We start from the raw sequence: 16,524 nt of genomic DNA on the forward strand, positions 1-16,524 counted from the left end.
TCCCAAAAATGGAATCAGTATTTCAGGTCGTAGGTTCTATTTGAGATAGTCTTGCAATAACTCTTTCAAGTTCTGCTTTATTTTCATCAATTACACGCTTTGCTACATCAATTTCTTTACGAATTTGCTCGAGAGAAGAATCATCAGAATTTTTAATCTGTTTTTCTAAATCTTCTAGAATTTGTTGATTATGTTGATTAATTTTTTCTAATTCAATTTTATAATTTTCTAATTTTTTATATTGATCAGAGATTTCAGAAATTTCGACATATTCCTGGTTTACTAAAAAACCTAAAAGAATTACTATACTACCTATTGCAATAGCTATAATTAAAACAACAATACTTAATCTCAATTTGATCTTGCCTTAATTCTCCCAGTATGGTTAAAAATTAAAATCTAACTTGCCTCAATTTTGGCTTTTTTACGCCTACGAATCATGTAGATTCCCGCACCAATTGCCAAAGCAACTGGAATAACAATCATGGCAAAGTCAGGACCACCTTCATCATGTGTTGGTTCTTTTACAAAGATGGTTGTATCATGTGTTAAGAATATCTCATCTCTTGTACTGTCTTTGTATCTTACAGTGATTGTAATTTCATGTTCCCCATATCTTGGTTCACCATCAAATTCTATTGGAACATTAAATGGAACTGGTGCATCAACTTCAATTTCATCAATAAATTGAGTATCAGAAATTATATTAGAATCACCACGAGCTTCAAGAGTTACAAATCCAAATAATCCATCCTGATTTCCTTCGTTAATAATTTCACCAACTACCATTTGGGTTCCAGATAATTCAATTACTTCTACATTAAACACTGTAAGATCAATTAATCCTTTAATGTAAAAATCAACAATTTTTGAGATCTGTTTTAGATCTCCATGTGGATTATAATATGAAATTGACAAAGGAATTCGTAAGGTATCGCCTTTTAGTCCTTCTGGAACATACACAGTTGCTGTAAGGTATTTTGAGGTTTTTGGATTAATTTGTCCAACATTCCAGTTTGATTCAAGAATAACTACATTTTCAACATTTGTAATAGATGACGATGTTGATGCAAGTTCAGTTTGTGTATTAGTAGCAACAACATCAACACCTGAAATTGGGGCAGTTCCATCATTTGAAATTTCTATTGAAACATTGTTAGTTTTTAGAGATGTAAGAAATGGTTCTAGTGCTTTAACATTAATTATACTATCACCTGTAATTTTAAAATTAAAATCAGCAAAGGCAGTTCTTACTCCGGACTCACGTAATCTAGAATAATCTACCTTAACAGTTCCAGGGTATTGCTGAATTTTCACATTTTTATCTATATTTACAAAAAATGTTAGATGGAAATTGTTCCCAGCTAAAGAATTGGAATCGCTATCTGCATAAATAATTGAGCCTGGACCATCAGATGCAGAGAATCCCAGCGGTAATGATAATTGTCCACGAATTCCTGTAATGTCTTGTGTTCCTACATTTGCAAATACTACAGTAAATGGAACATTGTTGTCTCCTCCTTCAATTTCGATTTTATCATTAATTGTACCAAAATAAGCATCTAAAAATTTGACATCACCATAGTCTCGCTCAAATGGAGAATCGCCAAATCCTCCAGATTTTATTTGAGCAAAAGAGTTTTCAAAAACAAATGGAATTAATCCAATAACAAATAGTATAAACAATATTTTTAGAATCATTTTGCAATAACCTCCATTTCTGATGGTTGATCACCTTCAAATGCTCTACCATCTTTGATAGTAATTACTTTATCAACATCGCCAAAATGTTGTCTGTCGTGAGTAACTATAATGAATGTTTGATTAAGTTTTTTTGCCATTGATTTCATTAATTGAACTATAGTTTCTGAAGTAACAGAATCAAGATTTCCAGTTGGTTCATCAGCTAAAACTATCGAAGGTTTATTAATCAATCCTCGAGCTATTGCAACTCTTTGAGCTTGTCCACCAGAAATTTTATTTGCACGTTTATTTATTTGATCTTCTAATCCAACTGCCTTTAGTAAATCTCTTGCATCTTTCTCAGCAGTATGATTAGTTCCTGCAATTTGTCTTGGTAGTAAAATATTTTCTAAAACTGAAAGATCAGTTAATAAATTTGAAAATTGAAAAATAAATCCTAATTTTTTATTTCTAAATGATGAAATGTTATTGTCATCCAGTGTTGTAGTATCAATGCCATCAATGAAAATTTTCCCATTTGTAGGACGATCTAATAACCCAATCATGTTAAGTAATGTAGATTTACCTGAACCGGAGCTTCCAACTATGAGGACAATTTCTCCTTGTTCTATAGAAAATGAAACATTATCAAGTGCTTTGACTTTATTTTCTCCTTCACCATAAATTTTGGATAGATTAGTAATTTCTAATACATTATACAGTTCTCATCGCCTCCACTGGTAGCAATTTTGTCGCTCTATACGAAGGATACAATGATGCAATAATTGCCAAAATAAATGAAGTTAAGGCTGTTTGAATAATTTTTTCCCAATTATACGATACTTCTAGAGGAAGACTGTTGTTAAATGACATTTTTGTTTCTTTTGCATAAAATGTATAGCCTAAACCTGCAGCAGTTCCAACCCCAGCTCCTATTGCTCCAATTATCATTCCTTGGAAAATAAAAATTATTAGAATATCTTTTCTTTTTGCTCCAATTGCCCTCATTACTCCAATCTCTCTTGTTTTACCATTTACTAACATCATCTGAATTGTGACAATTGCAAATGCTGATGACATCATTCCAAAATATCCAATCATGTTAATCATTGCAATGCCTGATCTAAAACCAGCTAGTTGTTGTTCTGCTGATTCTTCAATTGTTTCTGCAATGAAATCATCGTTTGGAAATGATCGTAAAAAGAATTCTTTTACTTCAAATGCTTTTGATGGATCACTAAGTTTTACTATTAATGATCCTGAATCACCGTGTCTATTCATCATGTCACGTAAAGTATCAATATGAACAACAGCAGTATAATCAAATCCCTGACCTCCAGGGGATTGTGCAATTCCAGAAACAGTGAATCTTCTAATTTGATCTTGACCATATCTATCAACTACAAGAACTTTAACACTATCTCCAACTTGAGCTCCACCAAGATCTCTTGCAACATTTGAACCTAACACAATAGAATTTCTAGAGAAAACATAGGAACCATCTTTTACAGTTTGAGCAACAGTTGATGCACGAATGTCTCTAAAAGGATCTACTCCAACAATAGGGACTCTAGTTTCTTCGATTAGTTTTCCATTTTTAGTCATATTCATTTCTGCCGTCGATGAAAGCCGAGGTGTCGCAGCTTCAACATATGGAATTCTCTCAAACCAATTTACTAAAGACAGATCAGATTTATCGATAAAATCTGCATCATCAGTTACAAGAATATCACCATTTCTGTAATCGCTGATGTCTCTAACTATTGCATCAAATAGTCCCTGAAAAATTACAAAGTTTACATGAATGACTAAAATTCCAATGGTTACTGCTAATACAGCACCTATTAGACTACCCTTTTTGTTGAATAGCATTCTTTTTGCTAATCGTAACCTATATTCCACAAAATCAATAAAATAGTCTGATATATAATATAATTGATGTATAGTAGTAACATTATAGACAGTTTTATATGATATTAGTTGGTTTCATATTTTATTGAGTTGGTTTAGGTGATATAATGGACAATTTAGATATAAAAATTCTAGGCAGGCTACTAAACAATTGTAGAGAATCAGACAGGCAAATAGGAATGGAATTAGGAATTTCTGGTGGAGCAGTACGTGCTAGAATTAAAAAAATGGAGAATAGAAAGATCATAGAAGAATTTTTCATAAAGGTTGAGCCCCCCGTATTGGGGTATGGTGTTTTGTATTTTGTTGTGTCAGGTGAAAACATTGACGAAATTTTAGAACAGATTAGTCTTGTGGGTGAACCATTTTTTGTTGTGCCGTGTGTAGGCGGAATTACTGTTTGTAGTATTGTAGTAAAAGAGAATATGAAACAAAAAATTCAGCTTGCAAATAAATTGATGAAAGATGTCAGAGTTTTATCAATTTTTGAGGCAGAGAATCCAGGATTTAATGCAAATCTTACAAAGACGGATTTAGAAATTTTAAAAGAATTAATCAAAGATCCTAGATCAAGAATTGAAAAAATTGCTGAAAATACAAATTTATCAACAAAAACAATTACTAGATGTATTGAAAAATTACAAGAAAATGATGGAGTGCAGTTTACAGTAATTTATAATCCTACAAAAATTGAAAAGTACATTCCTCATGCAATACTTACTTGGATAAATGGTGATCTTAAAGAGACATTAAAAAATATGAATAAAATATTTTCTAAATCATATTTGCAAATTCCATTTATAGCTAAAAATCAAATTGTTTTGTTTATGTATAGTGACAATATTTTCAAAATGGACGAAATTACACAAAAAGTTAGAACAGTTAAAAATGTAAAATCAGCAGATTTATTCATTCCAAAACGAATTTCATTTCATATTAAATGGTTAGAAAAAGCTATCAAAGATTTTAAGAAATCATCTAAATTACATCTAGCATATCAAACAAATTAAATAATAATAAATTCTAAGAGTTAGAATGAAGAAAAGGAAGATCTATGAAGGAAAAATATTAGGTCTTAGTGTTTATGATGGAAAAATAGAAGGTAGAAAAGTCAAACGTGAAATGATAGAGCATAGAGGTGCTGCAGCGATGCTTGCATTTGATGAAGAAAAAAAGATAATACTTGTCAGGCAACATAGGTTTCCCCACGGATATGTTTTAGAAATTCCTGCAGGGACATTAGAAAAAAGAGAAGAGCCAATAAAATGTGCATTCAGAGAATTAGAAGAGGAAACTGGATATAGAGCAAAAAAGATGACACATCTTCTAACATACTATCCATCAATTGGTTATAACACAGAGGCAATTCACTGTTTTGTAGCCTCAGGATTAAAGAAAATTGCAGATTTGAAGCTAGATGATGATGAGATTTTATCTGTTGTAAAAATGGATTTGAAAAAATTGATAAAATTAATCAAAACTGGAAAAATCCAGGATTCAAAAACAATATGTGCTGTTTTAACATATGCTGCTAAAAAGAAACTCTACTAATTATTTATTATAAATTGGTTTTACCAGATCTGCAACATCAGCCCATGACTGTGCAATTTTTTCATACATGTATACTAAATCAAGAAATTCAATTGGAATTTGTTTTTTATTTCCTAATGTTGATCTTAATTTACTAAGATTTTGTTCATATTTTTTATGCAATGATATTGCTTCAATGGCTAAGAGTCTATCAGGTTTTGTAAATGCATTAATTGATTTTTCCGCAAGTAATCCAAAATCTTTTACAATATCAAAAATCTTTTTTGAATGTTCTTCTGATAAAGATGAATTGTATATAAAATTTGAAAGCTCAACAATAGAATCACCTGCATTTTCAAGAAGATTGGCAGCTACTCTATAATCAAGAACATCGATATTTTCTAAATTAAATGCATTTGCTAATTTTTTATCAACAAGAGCACTACGAATCAAACGAACCAATAAAAAATATTGGCGATTTACCTCAACATCACGTTTTGATAATGTTTCCAAATTAGATTTATCTTCTAAAATTAATCCTTTTGATGCATCGTCATACATTCCAAGTGCAATGGAACTCATTCTTTTTAGAATTTTTTGAGGATCAAGAGTTGTTGCGTCTAAAAGAAATTGCATATCGATATGAGAAGCATCTTCCTCAATAATTTCCATCCCCACTAATCTTCTCATTGAATTACGTATCTTTTCTCTATCTTCTCCAGGAATACTTGATTTAGAGATAATCTTGAATACATCATATCCTAAAAGATAAGCTCCTGTAATGTCTGCTACGATGTTTTCTTCTTTTGGTAAAGGATAGGATATCACTAATTCTTTTGTTGGACGTGATTCTTGATTTAGAGATATTGAGATACTATCATGCCCAGTTTCTAATTCAACTTGACTGGTTTTATCCAGATTATTAGCATCAACCCATTCTTTTGGCAGTGATACTAGGATTGTACTTCCAATTTTTTGTAGGCGTCGAATGAATTTAGTCAATTTATATTAATTTAATTAATTTAAAGCATATTCTTATATTTTGTGTAAAATTTAAACTTAGATCAATGGAGGCTAAGGCATTTTGTCCCGCTCATATTACAGGTTTTTTCACAGCTCATTTAGAAGACCCTCATCAAGATTTAGAGAATTTAGGGTCTATGGGCGCAGGCTTTTCAATTAAACAAGGTGTAACTACTAGAGTAAAAATAGATGCAAAAAATAATCAACAATCAAATTTTAGCATTTCAACTAATGGATATCAATCAGATAAAACTGATGTATCTGAATATGTATTAAATGAGTTCTTAAAGCTTGGGGAATTTTCTGATAAATTTTTTGATATTGAACATGAAATATCAATTCCTGTAGGATATGGTTTAGGTTCTAGTGGTGCTGTTGCATTATCACTATCTTTTGCATTGGATCAAGCTCTTAATACTAAATTAGATAGAACGATGATTGGACAAATAGCGCATAATGCAGAAGTAAATTGTAAAACAGGACTTGGTGATGTTTTAGCATCATATCATGGAGGTTTTGAAATTCGTGTTAAACCAGGAGCACCTGGAATTGGAAATGTTGAAAAAATAACTACAGATGAAATTATAATTATAATGATATGTTTTTCTCCAATTTCTACAAACAAATTCATCAAAGAACGTTTGTCTCAAATTAATGGTCTTGGTGGAAAAATGGTAAATAGATTACTAGAATCAAAAAATTATGAACATTTTCAAGATATGTCTTTAGAATTTGCAAAATATGTAGATGTTATGACTCCAAGAATGCAAAAATTAGTTGATGAACTATCTCAGAAGGATATCAAATGTGGAATTGCATTATTTGGTGAAACAGTTTTTTCAATGATTCCTAAAGAAAAACAAAATGATGTTTTGGATATTTTACAGAAATATCCAGAGGGAATGATTATAAAATCAGAGGTAGATAATCAAGGAGCACGAGTTCTTCTTAATTAATTGAAATCATATGTCTTTAATTCCAAAATCACATCCAAGAGCTAAATCATTATTTATCCGTGAGAAACTTGTAAAAGGATTTGATAATGGATTAGTTGCAAAAGAAGGATTACTTGCTCAAGGTAGAGGTGAAGCATTTGATTATCTTTTAGGAGAAAAAACTGGAAAATTTGCAAAAAGTGCAATCAAGGCTGCTGCAGCACAACTTCTTCTAGCAAAACTGCCTGTCATTTCAGTTAATGGAAATATTGCAGCACTATGCCCTAAAGAAATTGTCAAATTATCAAGGGAAATCAAGGCTAAACTAGAGGTAAATTTGTTTTATGCAAATAAAACTAGAAAGCAGGCCATCATTAACACTCTCAAAAAATCTGGTGCAAAAGAGATTCTAGGTTCAAATCCTAATTCATCTACAAAGTTACATGGAATAGATTCTGCAAGAAGAATAGTGGATAAAAATGGAATTTTTGCAGCAGATGTAGTAGTCGTACCTTTAGAAGATGGAGATAGAACTATGGCATTAAGAAATGCAGGAAAGACTGTAATTACTTTTGATCTAAATCCACTTTCTAGAACTTCACATACTGCAAATATAACAATTGTCGATAATGTAACACGTGCAATAGATTTGCTGATTGAAGAATGTAAAAAACTCTCAAAGAAAAATGATGGTGCCCTTCAAAAGATTGTTAATGATTTTGATAATAAAAAAAACTTGGCTGGAAATGTTATTCAAATAAAAAATAATTTGACAAGGAGAGCAAGAATTGCATAAATCAGTTCAAGATATCATAAATATGAAAAAAGAAAAAAAGAAAATTTCAGTTATAACTAGTTATGATTATAGTTTAGCTTCTCTTTGCGATAAGGCAGGAATTGATGTACTATTAGTTGGCGACAGTGCAGGTATGGTAATGTTGGGATATGAAAATACACTAAATGTTACAATGGAGCAAATGTGTATATTTACAGAATCAGTAAGTAGAGCAAGAAAAAATTCATTGTTAGTATCGGATTTACCTTTTATGTCATATCAAGCAAGTATTGAAGATGCCATTAATAATTCTGGAAAATTAATCAAAGCAGGAGCTGATGCTGTAAAACTTGAAGGTGGTTCTATAATGGCTGAAACAATTAGTGCCATTGTAGATATTGGAATTCCAGTTATGGGCCATATTGGATTTCAACCACAAACAACAACACTTTCACAAGGATACAAAGTTCAAGGAAAAACAAAAGCGTCTGCAATGAAATTAATTGAAGATGCTAAAGAGCTTGAAGAAGCAGGAGTATTCAGTATTGCTCTAGAAATGGTGAGTCATGAGGTAGCAGAGATAATTTCTCAAACAGTGAGTGTGCCAATTATTGGGATTGGTTCGGGTGTAGGATGTGATGGACAAGTACTAGTTATACAAGATTTACTTGGAATGTACGAAAAAATCAAACCTAAATTTGCTAAAAGATACATGAATCTGTCTGAAGATATTGTAAAATCACTTGAGGATTACAAAAATGATGTAATTTCAGGCACATTTCCTGCAGAGGAAAACTGGTTTTCAATGGAGGAGGAGGAATTGAAAAAACTACGTGAGCAAATTGGCAGTTAAGAAAAAAAATCATCCATCACTGGATATTGTTTCATCAAAAGGTGTAGAGCTTACAGGGAAAAAAATAGTTCTTTGTGTTGCAGGTAGTGTTGCAGCTTACAAAGCAATTGAGTTAGCAAGATTATTGATGAGACATGGTGCTGATGTCACATGTGTTGCAAGTAATGCAGTGACAAAACTGATACAACCAGATTATTTTAAATGGGCAACTGGAAATAAAGTTATAACAAAACTCACTGGTGAATTAGAACATATCAAATTAGCCGATTACAAACAATCAGATTTAGTAATTGTCTATCCTGCAACAGCAAATACACTAGGAAAACTTGCAAATGGAATAGATGATACACCCGTATCAACAGTACTCACAGTAGGTTTTGGTTCAAAGATTCCAATTCTAATGTGTTTAGCTATGCATGAATCAATGTATGATAATTTAGCTGTTAAAAAAAATATTGAATTTTTAAAAAATAAAATTCAGTTTCTTAGCCCACAAATGATTGAAGGAAAAGCAAAAGCTCCAGAACCAGAAGATGTTTTAGATATTGTATTGAAAAAATTTGGTTTTACATCAAAATTAAAAAATAAAAAAATATTGATGACTGCAGGACCTACAATAGAATACATTGATCCAGTAAGAGTAATAACAAATCTTAGTTCTGGTAAAACTGGGGTTCTTTTAGCTTCTGAATTAATTTCAGCAGGATCTAAAGTTACTATTGTTTATGGTCCAGGAAATAAACAACCACCAAAGGGTGCTAAAATAATCAATGTAAAAACAGGAAAAGAAATGTTTGATGTTGTAAAAAATGAGCTAAAGAAAAAATTTGATGTTGTAATTTTGGCAGCAGCTACATCAGATTATACTCCAGAAAATCCATCTAAATCCAAGATTAAAAGTGATAATAAATCTCTGACAATTAGGCTCAAAAAGACGCCAAAAATCATAGATCAGGTAAGAAAATTTCAAAAAGATGCGTTAATAGTGGGATTCAAAGCTGAATCAAATATTTCTAAAAGTGCTTTAATTAAATCAGCTCAAAAAAAGCTAAAAGATGTTGATGCAAATATTATAATTGCAAATGATATTGGAAGTAAATATCAAAAAAATCCGGATTATAATCAAATCTTAATTATTGATAATAAAAAAATTATATCTTCAGGATTAAAGAAAAAAGAAAAAATTGTAAAATTAATCAGAAATGAAATTGAAAAGAAACTAACATGAAAAATTCTGAGCTAAGAAAATTATTATCACAATACAAAGAATTTAGAGAAAAAAAGAAAAAGAAATATGTAGATAATTTTAAAATCGAAGAAATCTTAAAAAAAATTGAACATAGATATTTTCATGAAACAGGACGAACATTAAAATCAGATTTACAGGACTAGTATAAAGTTGTCAAATCTAAAATCAATTGAATATAAAAAAAGAAACATTACTGTATGGAATGAGGTAGCTCCACGTTATCATAAAAGATGGGCAAGTGTTTGTGAAGGTCCCTTTCAAAGTACTTCCAAATTGGTAGAATTAGTAAACATTGGCAAAGGAGATTCTGTGTTAGATGTTGCATGTGGTACTGGTGTTGTTACAAAAGAAATTAGAAAAAAAATAGGAAGTTCAGGATATGTTGTAGGAGCTGATACTTCTAGTACTGCAATTAATATTGCAAAAAAATGGAATGGTAAAAAATCTAATTTAGATTTTTTAAATATTGATGCTGAAAATTTTAGCTTTTTAAAAAAATTTGATATTATTACCTGTCAGTACGCATTGTTTTTCTTTCCAAATGCCAGTAAAGCACTAAAAAATATGAAAAATAGCCTCAAAAAATCAGGTAAAATTGGCATTTCAGTTCATGGTAGTAGAGAAAAAGTCCCATTCTTTAGTAATATTTTAGATTCAGTAATCAAATTCATTCCAGATTACATACCACCGGGTTCTCCAGATCTTGATAGATTTGGTACAAAATCTGCATTAAGAGCAGAAATTAGTAAATCAGGATTCTCAAAAATTTCAGTTAAAGAATTTATTTTTCATTACAGTCCTGGAAAATTTGAAGATTATTGGAAAAATTATATCAAATACGTAGCAAAACCATTAAAAGCAAAACTAAACGAATTGGAAATTTGTAAAAGAAAAGAATTGAAACAGATGGTAAAAGAAAAAACAACTCAATATACAAAGAAAAATGGAAATATTGTATTTCCTTGGCAAGTTTTAATTTTAACTGCAAAATACTAGGATTCAGGAATGGTAAAAGAAAACAAGAAAAAAGAAGGAAAGCCAAAAAAGAATGATTTTAAATCATTTCTAAAGAAAAGAGCACCAATTTATCTTGCTTTGATTGCAATGTTTATCATATTTGTAATTCCAGAATTAACAAAAGGAGATCTTGAAAGTAGTTTTCCAGAACTAACATCTGAAGAAAAACAAGTATTGGATATTTTGATGAATTATAACGGGCCAAATGGTTTGGGATTAACTGTAATGGATGCAATTACTAATAATATTAATGAAGAGTATTCAAATGAGAAAATTTTTGATCATAAAAAAACAGTAGTTGATTTAACTATATCAAAAATTAATGGTGAAGAGTATAACATAATATTAAATTTCAAATCATACAAGGGTGAGTTGAATTATGATTGGAATATAGATAAAAGTTTAGAAAAAATTACATCAAACAATCAAGATTCAAAACATATTATTGATTTAGTGGATTTTTACGATTAGGCTCAAATTTGAACTAAATCTTTAGTAAATTTATGCATTACAATCGGTTTATCTTTTACAATCAACGAATCCTCAATGCGAATTCCAAATTTGTTTTCAATGTAAATTCCTGGTTCAACAGTAATTGCCATATTCTTTTCTAATTTTGTTTCACTTCGATACGAAATAGTTGGTAGTTCATGCACTTCTAATCCAATGCCGTGACCAGTAGAATGAATAAAATATTTTCCATAATTTTTATCTTCAATGTATTTTCTACAAGCAAGATCTATATCTTTACAGTCTACATTAGGTTTTACAGCTTTTAGACCAAGTTTTTGGGATTCTTTAACAATTTCATATGCTTCATTTGCTTGTTGTGAAATTTTTCCAAGTGCAAAAGTTCGAGTTGCATCAGAGACATATCCTTTGTATCGTAGTGTAAGATCCGTCACAACCAAATCACCTTTTTTGAATTTTCTTTGTGTGACTTGTGCATGAGGAAGTGCACCATTTGGGCCACCGGCAATTATCAGTGGATTAAGAGTGGATTTGTAACCAGTATCAAACATTTCTTGCTCCATTGCATATGTCATTAGAATTGTTTGTAATTCAGATTCTTTTTGACCAACTTTCATCTTTTTTGAGCAAATATTGAACATCTCATCTATTATTTTAGATGCTTTTTTGAGAATTTTGATTTCTTTTTCGTCTTTAATGATTCGGGAATTGTAAAATGGTTCTATTGATGGTTTGATTTTTGGAATAGATTTTTTCAGAGACATCATTACAGAATAGTTTTGGCAATCAGTACAAACTTGATTTTTATTGATTTTATCAATTAAAGAAGAAATCAAGCCTGTTCCGCGCTCTGCTGTAATCACATCACAATCTTCAGATTCTTCTCGTGCCCTACCTATTTCTAACTCTGGGGAAATGATTGTGGTTTTTCCATTTTTTTCTAGCAATCCAATTGCTTCACCCCAAAATCCAGTCATGTAAAACAAATTTTCAGGCTCAAATGTTACTAGTGTATCACAATCAATCTTTTGAGCAAATTTTAGAAGATTCTTTCTTCTTTCTTTCATACAAGATTAACGCTCACATTCTCAATTTATGTATGATGTAAAGTTTGTATATGGAAAATTAAATTTGATCGGTGTGACAGAAGAAAAAGAAAAGAAAAAAGTTGTTGCCTTATTATCAGGAGGTCTAGATAGTCAACTTGCAGTACGTATGATGCAAGAGCAAGGATTTGATGTTTCAGCTGTTGCAATAAAAACCCCATTTTGTGATTTTGATTGTGGGAGAGGATGTGGATTTGAAATTAGAGAGCGAGCTGATGATCTAAATGTTAATTTAAAAACTGTTTATCTTGGTGATGAATATATTGAGATGTTAAAGCATCCAAAACATGGTATTGGTGCTGGTTTCAATCCATGTGTTGATTGCAGAACTATGATGTTTGATGCTGCAAAAAAACACATGGAAGAAATTGGTGCAGAGTTTATCATATCTGGTGAAGTATTAGGACAACGTCCAATGAGTCAACATGCGCCTTCATTAAGTATTATTGAAAAAGAATCAGGTCTAGTTGGAAAAATTGTAAGACCATTATCTGCTGGATTACTTCCAGAAACGGATCCCGAAAAAGAAGGATTGATCAAAAGAGAGAATCTTGGAATGATAAGAGGCCGAACAAGACGAAATCAATTAGAAATGGCAAAGAAATATGGAATTGAAAATCCACCAAATGCCGGTGGCGGTTGTCTGTTAACAGAACCACAGTTTGGAATTAAAGCTAAAGATTTGTTTGAACATGTTGAAACTCCAACGATAAATGATATTGATTTGTTAAAAATTGGAAGGCATTTCAGATTAGATGAAGAAACAAAATTTGTTGTTGGAAGAAATAAAGATGAAAATGAAATGATCAAAGCAATTGCATTACCTGGAGATATTTTACTTGAAGCAAAAGATCATCTAGGACCAGTTTCAATTTTACGAGGTAAGAATGCAAAATCTCATGTGGGATTTGCAGCATCTGTAACACTAAGATATTCAGATGCGCCAAAAAGTCAAGATTGGATTGTTACAGTAAAAAATAATGATTTAGTTGAAGAAGTTAGTTCTCAGTGTACAGAAGAAGAATCTTACATTAAATTTAGAATGTAGGCGTGAATTTTTAAAAAAATTAGTCAGAATTAAAGAAGAGTTTTTGAAGGAGTAGATCAGATTTTCAATAGGATGCAAAAACAAGAAAGCCCAACATATCTCAAGGCTATAACAATTAGAGACATCAGCGATGTTCATTCCATTAAAGAAGACATCAAAAAAGAGATGATTTTGATTTTAAGAGTTACACCGTTAGCTCAGAAGGATGTCGACCAATTAAGAAAAGTTGTTGAAGAATTGTATTCTATTGCAAAAGCTGCTGATGCAGATATTGCAAGATTAGGTGAAGAAAGAATTATTGTTGCTCCATCTAACATAAAAATTTGGAAACCAGAATACGATCTAAAATAATTTTATTGCTTCTTGAATTTGAGGATAGTGAGCTGGTACTCTATACATTCGTCTAATATTCATTGCAAGATTTTCTGATTTTTTGCGTTCACCATGATTAACAAGTACTCTTCGAAGCTTTGGTCTTAATCTTTGTACAAATGACATTAATTGATTGTAATCACTGTGACCACTAAATCCATCTAGTTTTTCAACACCACAATTAATTGTGACAACTTCAACTTTCCCTTCTTTTCCTAACATGGTTGCTTGTTTAGAACCATCAAGAACTCTTCTTCCTAGAGTTCCATTAACTTGATAGGAAACAAATAGAACTTTACTTTTTTTGTCAGGTGCAATATTTTTGAAATATTCTAAAACAGGTCCTCCTTCTAACATTCCTGATGTTGCTAAAATAATACATGGTGAGTTTTCTCGCATTGGTTCTTCTCTAGCATCACTATGCTCAATGTTAGTGAAATATTCTGAATCAAATGGATTGTCATCAGTCTCTAAGATTTTTTGTTTTAATTCTCTTGCAAGATATTCAGGATATGATTCATGGATCGCAGAAGCCTCAGATATCATTCCTTCGGTAAATACTGGAGCTTCAATCATTTCTCCTGATTTCATATAGTGATCAATTACCATCATAATTTCTTGTGCACGTCCAACTGCTGGAATTGGAATCAAAACTTTACCTCCATCAGCCAATGTATTGTTAACTGCATTAATGAAAGCAGATTCTACTTCCTGTCTTGTTGGTTGAATGTCTTCTTTTAGACCGTATGTACTTTCTATCAACAGTGTCTCAACTCTAGGGAAATTCCAACTTGCTGCTTCAAACAGAATACTTTTTCCAAATTTAATATCCCCGGAATAAACAAAGTTATGATCACCATTTCCAATATGAAAATGGCACAATGCAGAACCAAGTATGTGACCTGCATTTGCAAGAACCAGTTTAATGTCAGGAGAAATATCAGTTACAGTTCCATAGGGTAATGTGATAGTCTGTCTCATGATTTGTTTTACATCTCTTTCAGAATAAATTGGAGTTCTACCTTGAGCAGCTGCTACTTTGATTGCATCTAATTGAATTAAATTCATCATAGGAAGGGTTGGTTCAGTACAGTAGATTGGACCTTTGTAACCATATTTGCACAAAGCCGGTAAAAATCCTGTATGATCCAAGTGCGCATGACCAATAACTATTGCATCAAGTTCATCTAGTGTGATATTTAGAGAATCCAACCTAGGATATGCATCCATTGGAGAGCGGGCACCAGGATTAATTCCACAATCAATTAAGATTTTGCTTTCAGGTGTTGATAGTAATAATGAAGATCTTCCAACTTGGCCAAAGCCACCAAGGGTATAAAGAGAAACTTCAGTTCTTTGGGATAATCGAGGTCTAAAAATTTCATCGCCTACTTGTTTGAGTTGTTTGCTTCTCTCAGCAGATGATTGTTTGAGGGTTGCGTTGATAGTTTGAATAGTTCTTGAAGGAATAGTGGTAGCCTTTCTAATACGTAATTTCCAGCCCATTTTTTCAGTAACTTCAGCATGGTTGAACTCTTTTGCATTTCTTTGTAATAACCAAGGTCTTTTTGCTTCAACTGAAACTTCGCCCGTAGCAGTATCAAATATTGTTCCTTGTAGCTTTGCTTCTTCTGGAACACATTCTGCAATTATTCTTCTAGCTTCATCTTCAGGTTTTCTAATTGATTCATCAGTTCTTACAACAATTCTTTTTTTGATAATATTTACAAGATTTGAAATTGTTTCATTGTTTTCCATAAGATATCTAGGGGAGTTTGTGTAAAGTGCAATTCTTGGGCCTTCGTATTCTATTTTTGTAACACTTGCCTCCTTTGGGATACTTTGCAGTATGGTTGCCATTATATTCTGGCTACTAGGAGGTAATTCTTTTTGTTGTTGTTTTCTTTGCATTAAATCACTAAAGTTCGATAACTGCTTTCTTTTGTTCTTCTGTCAAAAGACGGAATCCATCTTTATCCATTATTGCGATGTTAATTCCATCGCCTGTTCCAATGTTTCTAACAATTGCAGCTTTTACAGCTCTTAGAGCTATTTTTTTTGCATCTTCGACTGTAAGATCATCTCTATATTCTTCTTCAAGTAAACCATAAGCTACTGGCGAACCACTACCTGTAGTAACATATGATTTTTCTTCAACTGAGCCAAACATATCAATATTAAATAAAGCAGGACCATTTGCATCATAACCGCCAACTAGAATATCAGCCATAAATGGATAACCACGATTTTGATGGAATATTAATGAGCAAAGTCTGGAAAGGGAATGAATAGAGATTGGTCCTTGTTTTTCAACTCTATGAAGATTTGAATGATAACGTAAAATATCAACAATATTTTGGGCGTCTGCAACACCGCCAGCCAATGTTAATCCTGCATGTAAATCAATTTTCTGGATTTTCATAGTATTGTTATTTGCGATAAAATAGCCTGCACTGGCTCGCATATCTGCACATAATACAACACCATCTCTAGCCTTGATACCTACAGTGGTAGTCCCGTGCAGAATTTTTTCTTCAACATTATTTGACAA

Annotated in this window: 19 protein-coding genes; 11 read left to right on the forward strand and 8 right to left on the reverse strand. The window is 31.6% G+C overall.

The window, feature by feature from the left end:
• Positions 1 to 22 precede the first annotated feature (22 nt).
• The 4 genes from ACW9W3_RS00005 to ACW9W3_RS00020 are packed head-to-tail and all read right to left on the reverse strand — an operon-like array spanning position 23 to position 3,555.
• Positions 23 to 355, reverse strand: a complete 333-nt coding sequence (locus ACW9W3_RS00005) for a hypothetical protein (protein ID WP_457764129.1) — start codon at positions 353 to 355, stop codon at positions 23 to 25.
• A 44-nt stretch (positions 356 to 399) separates the two neighbouring features.
• The gene (locus ACW9W3_RS00010; protein WP_457764130.1) at positions 400 to 1,701 is read right to left on the reverse strand and encodes a COG1361 S-layer family protein; all 1,302 of its coding nucleotides are present in this window, start codon (positions 1,699 to 1,701) and stop codon (positions 400 to 402) included.
• Complete coding sequence (locus ACW9W3_RS00015) at positions 1,698 to 2,369, reverse strand: ABC transporter ATP-binding protein (protein ID WP_457764207.1); 672 nt, start codon at positions 2,367 to 2,369, stop codon at positions 1,698 to 1,700. The genes ACW9W3_RS00010 and ACW9W3_RS00015 overlap by 4 nt, the downstream gene beginning before the upstream one ends.
• Before the next feature lie 28 nt (positions 2,370 to 2,397).
• A complete protein-coding gene (locus ACW9W3_RS00020) occupies positions 2,398 to 3,555 on the reverse strand; it encodes an ABC transporter permease (protein ID WP_457764208.1) in 1,158 nt (385 codons plus the stop codon).
• 146 nt (positions 3,556 to 3,701) lie between these two features.
• Between ACW9W3_RS00020 and ACW9W3_RS00025 the strand changes: the two genes are divergently transcribed.
• A complete protein-coding gene (locus ACW9W3_RS00025) occupies positions 3,702 to 4,604 on the forward strand; it encodes an AsnC family transcriptional regulator (protein WP_457764131.1) in 903 nt (300 codons plus the stop codon).
• Between the two features lie 25 nt (positions 4,605 to 4,629).
• A complete protein-coding gene (locus ACW9W3_RS00030; protein WP_457764132.1) occupies positions 4,630 to 5,145 on the forward strand; it encodes an NUDIX hydrolase in 516 nt (171 codons plus the stop codon).
• On the opposite strand, the gene ACW9W3_RS00035 is transcribed toward ACW9W3_RS00030, so the two are convergent.
• Positions 5,146 to 6,126: an AbrB/MazE/SpoVT family DNA-binding domain-containing protein gene (locus ACW9W3_RS00035; RefSeq protein ID WP_457764133.1), complete on the reverse strand. Its 981-nt coding sequence runs from the start codon at positions 6,124 to 6,126 to the stop codon at positions 5,146 to 5,148.
• A 65-nt stretch (positions 6,127 to 6,191) separates the two neighbouring features.
• Here ACW9W3_RS00035 and ACW9W3_RS00040 point away from each other — a divergent pair, with 65 nt between their 5' ends.
• From ACW9W3_RS00040 to ACW9W3_RS00070, 7 genes are read left to right on the forward strand one after another with little or no spacing between them, the layout of a single operon-like run.
• Positions 6,192 to 7,103: a pantoate kinase gene (locus tag ACW9W3_RS00040; protein ID WP_457764134.1), complete on the forward strand. Its 912-nt coding sequence runs from the start codon at positions 6,192 to 6,194 to the stop codon at positions 7,101 to 7,103.
• 10 nt (positions 7,104 to 7,113) lie between these two features.
• Entirely contained in the window at positions 7,114 to 7,878 is a 765-nt protein-coding gene (locus ACW9W3_RS00045) for a 4-phosphopantoate--beta-alanine ligase (RefSeq protein ID WP_457764135.1), read from the forward strand.
• On the forward strand, positions 7,871 to 8,710 hold the full coding sequence (gene panB, locus ACW9W3_RS00050) for a 3-methyl-2-oxobutanoate hydroxymethyltransferase (protein ID WP_457764136.1): 840 nt from the start codon (positions 7,871 to 7,873) through the stop codon (positions 8,708 to 8,710). The genes ACW9W3_RS00045 and panB overlap by 8 nt, the downstream gene beginning before the upstream one ends.
• Positions 8,700 to 9,938 carry a bifunctional phosphopantothenoylcysteine decarboxylase/phosphopantothenate--cysteine ligase CoaBC gene (coaBC, locus tag ACW9W3_RS00055; RefSeq protein WP_457764209.1) on the forward strand — a complete coding sequence of 413 codons (1,239 nt, stop codon included), beginning with the start codon at positions 8,700 to 8,702 and terminating at the stop codon, positions 9,936 to 9,938. Before panB ends, coaBC begins: the two co-directional genes overlap by 11 nt.
• The gene (locus ACW9W3_RS00060; RefSeq protein ID WP_457764137.1) at positions 9,935 to 10,102 is read left to right on the forward strand and encodes a hypothetical protein; all 168 of its coding nucleotides are present in this window, start codon (positions 9,935 to 9,937) and stop codon (positions 10,100 to 10,102) included. Before coaBC ends, ACW9W3_RS00060 begins: the two co-directional genes overlap by 4 nt.
• A gap of 7 nt (positions 10,103 to 10,109) precedes the next feature.
• Positions 10,110 to 10,955 (forward strand): methyltransferase domain-containing protein, encoded by an 846-nt coding sequence (locus ACW9W3_RS00065; RefSeq protein WP_457764138.1) that lies wholly within the window; start codon positions 10,110 to 10,112, stop codon positions 10,953 to 10,955.
• A 9-nt stretch (positions 10,956 to 10,964) separates the two neighbouring features.
• On the forward strand, positions 10,965 to 11,447 hold the full coding sequence (locus ACW9W3_RS00070) for a hypothetical protein (protein WP_457764139.1): 483 nt from the start codon (positions 10,965 to 10,967) through the stop codon (positions 11,445 to 11,447).
• A 2-nt stretch (positions 11,448 to 11,449) separates the two neighbouring features.
• Here ACW9W3_RS00070 and ACW9W3_RS00075 read toward each other — a convergent pair whose 3' ends face one another.
• Positions 11,450 to 12,514, reverse strand: coding sequence for a M24 family metallopeptidase (locus tag ACW9W3_RS00075; protein WP_457764140.1), 1,065 nt, complete (start codon positions 12,512 to 12,514; stop codon positions 11,450 to 11,452).
• A gap of 73 nt (positions 12,515 to 12,587) precedes the next feature.
• Between ACW9W3_RS00075 and ACW9W3_RS00080 the strand changes: the two genes are divergently transcribed.
• Together ACW9W3_RS00080 and sepF are read left to right on the forward strand one after the other, a co-directional pair.
• Positions 12,588 to 13,601, forward strand: coding sequence for a tRNA (5-methylaminomethyl-2-thiouridylate)-methyltransferase (locus tag ACW9W3_RS00080; protein WP_457764141.1), 1,014 nt, complete (start codon positions 12,588 to 12,590; stop codon positions 13,599 to 13,601).
• 72 nt (positions 13,602 to 13,673) lie between these two features.
• Positions 13,674 to 13,952, forward strand: a complete 279-nt coding sequence (gene sepF / locus ACW9W3_RS00085) for a cell division protein SepF (RefSeq protein ID WP_048114696.1) — start codon at positions 13,674 to 13,676, stop codon at positions 13,950 to 13,952.
• Here sepF and ACW9W3_RS00090 read toward each other — a convergent pair.
• Complete coding sequence (locus ACW9W3_RS00090; RefSeq protein ID WP_457764142.1) at positions 13,944 to 15,884, reverse strand: beta-CASP ribonuclease aCPSF1; 1,941 nt, start codon at positions 15,882 to 15,884, stop codon at positions 13,944 to 13,946. The genes sepF and ACW9W3_RS00090 overlap by 9 nt on opposite strands.
• Positions 15,885 to 15,891: 7 nt before the next feature.
• The gene (gene psmB, locus ACW9W3_RS00095; RefSeq protein ID WP_457764143.1) at positions 15,892 to 16,524 is read right to left on the reverse strand and encodes an archaeal proteasome endopeptidase complex subunit beta; all 633 of its coding nucleotides are present in this window, start codon (positions 16,522 to 16,524) and stop codon (positions 15,892 to 15,894) included.

This window comes from Candidatus Nitrosopumilus sp. bin_68KS, from assembly GCF_054095825.1.

Coding starts and splice junctions, on each gene's coding strand:
- sepF (WP_048114696.1), top strand. CDS start 13,674: ATGCAAAAACAAGAAAGCCCAACATATCTCAAGGCTATAACAATTAGA.
- ACW9W3_RS00070 (WP_457764139.1), top strand. CDS start 10,965: ATGGTAAAAGAAAACAAGAAAAAAGAAGGAAAGCCAAAAAAGAATGAT.
- ACW9W3_RS00010 (WP_457764130.1), bottom strand. CDS start 1,701: ATGATTCTAAAAATATTGTTTATACTATTTGTTATTGGATTAATTCCA.
- ACW9W3_RS00045 (WP_457764135.1), top strand. CDS start 7,114: ATGTCTTTAATTCCAAAATCACATCCAAGAGCTAAATCATTATTTATC.
- ACW9W3_RS00025 (WP_457764131.1), top strand. CDS start 3,702: ATGGACAATTTAGATATAAAAATTCTAGGCAGGCTACTAAACAATTGT.
- ACW9W3_RS00030 (WP_457764132.1), top strand. CDS start 4,630: ATGAAGAAAAGGAAGATCTATGAAGGAAAAATATTAGGTCTTAGTGTT.
- ACW9W3_RS00020 (WP_457764208.1), bottom strand. CDS start 3,555: ATGCTATTCAACAAAAAGGGTAGTCTAATAGGTGCTGTATTAGCAGTA.
- ACW9W3_RS00090 (WP_457764142.1), bottom strand. CDS start 15,884: ATGCAAAGAAAACAACAACAAAAAGAATTACCTCCTAGTAGCCAGAAT.
- ACW9W3_RS00075 (WP_457764140.1), bottom strand. CDS start 12,514: ATGAAAGAAAGAAGAAAGAATCTTCTAAAATTTGCTCAAAAGATTGAT.
- ACW9W3_RS00040 (WP_457764134.1), top strand. CDS start 6,192: ATGGAGGCTAAGGCATTTTGTCCCGCTCATATTACAGGTTTTTTCACA.
- ACW9W3_RS00060 (WP_457764137.1), top strand. CDS start 9,935: ATGAAAAATTCTGAGCTAAGAAAATTATTATCACAATACAAAGAATTT.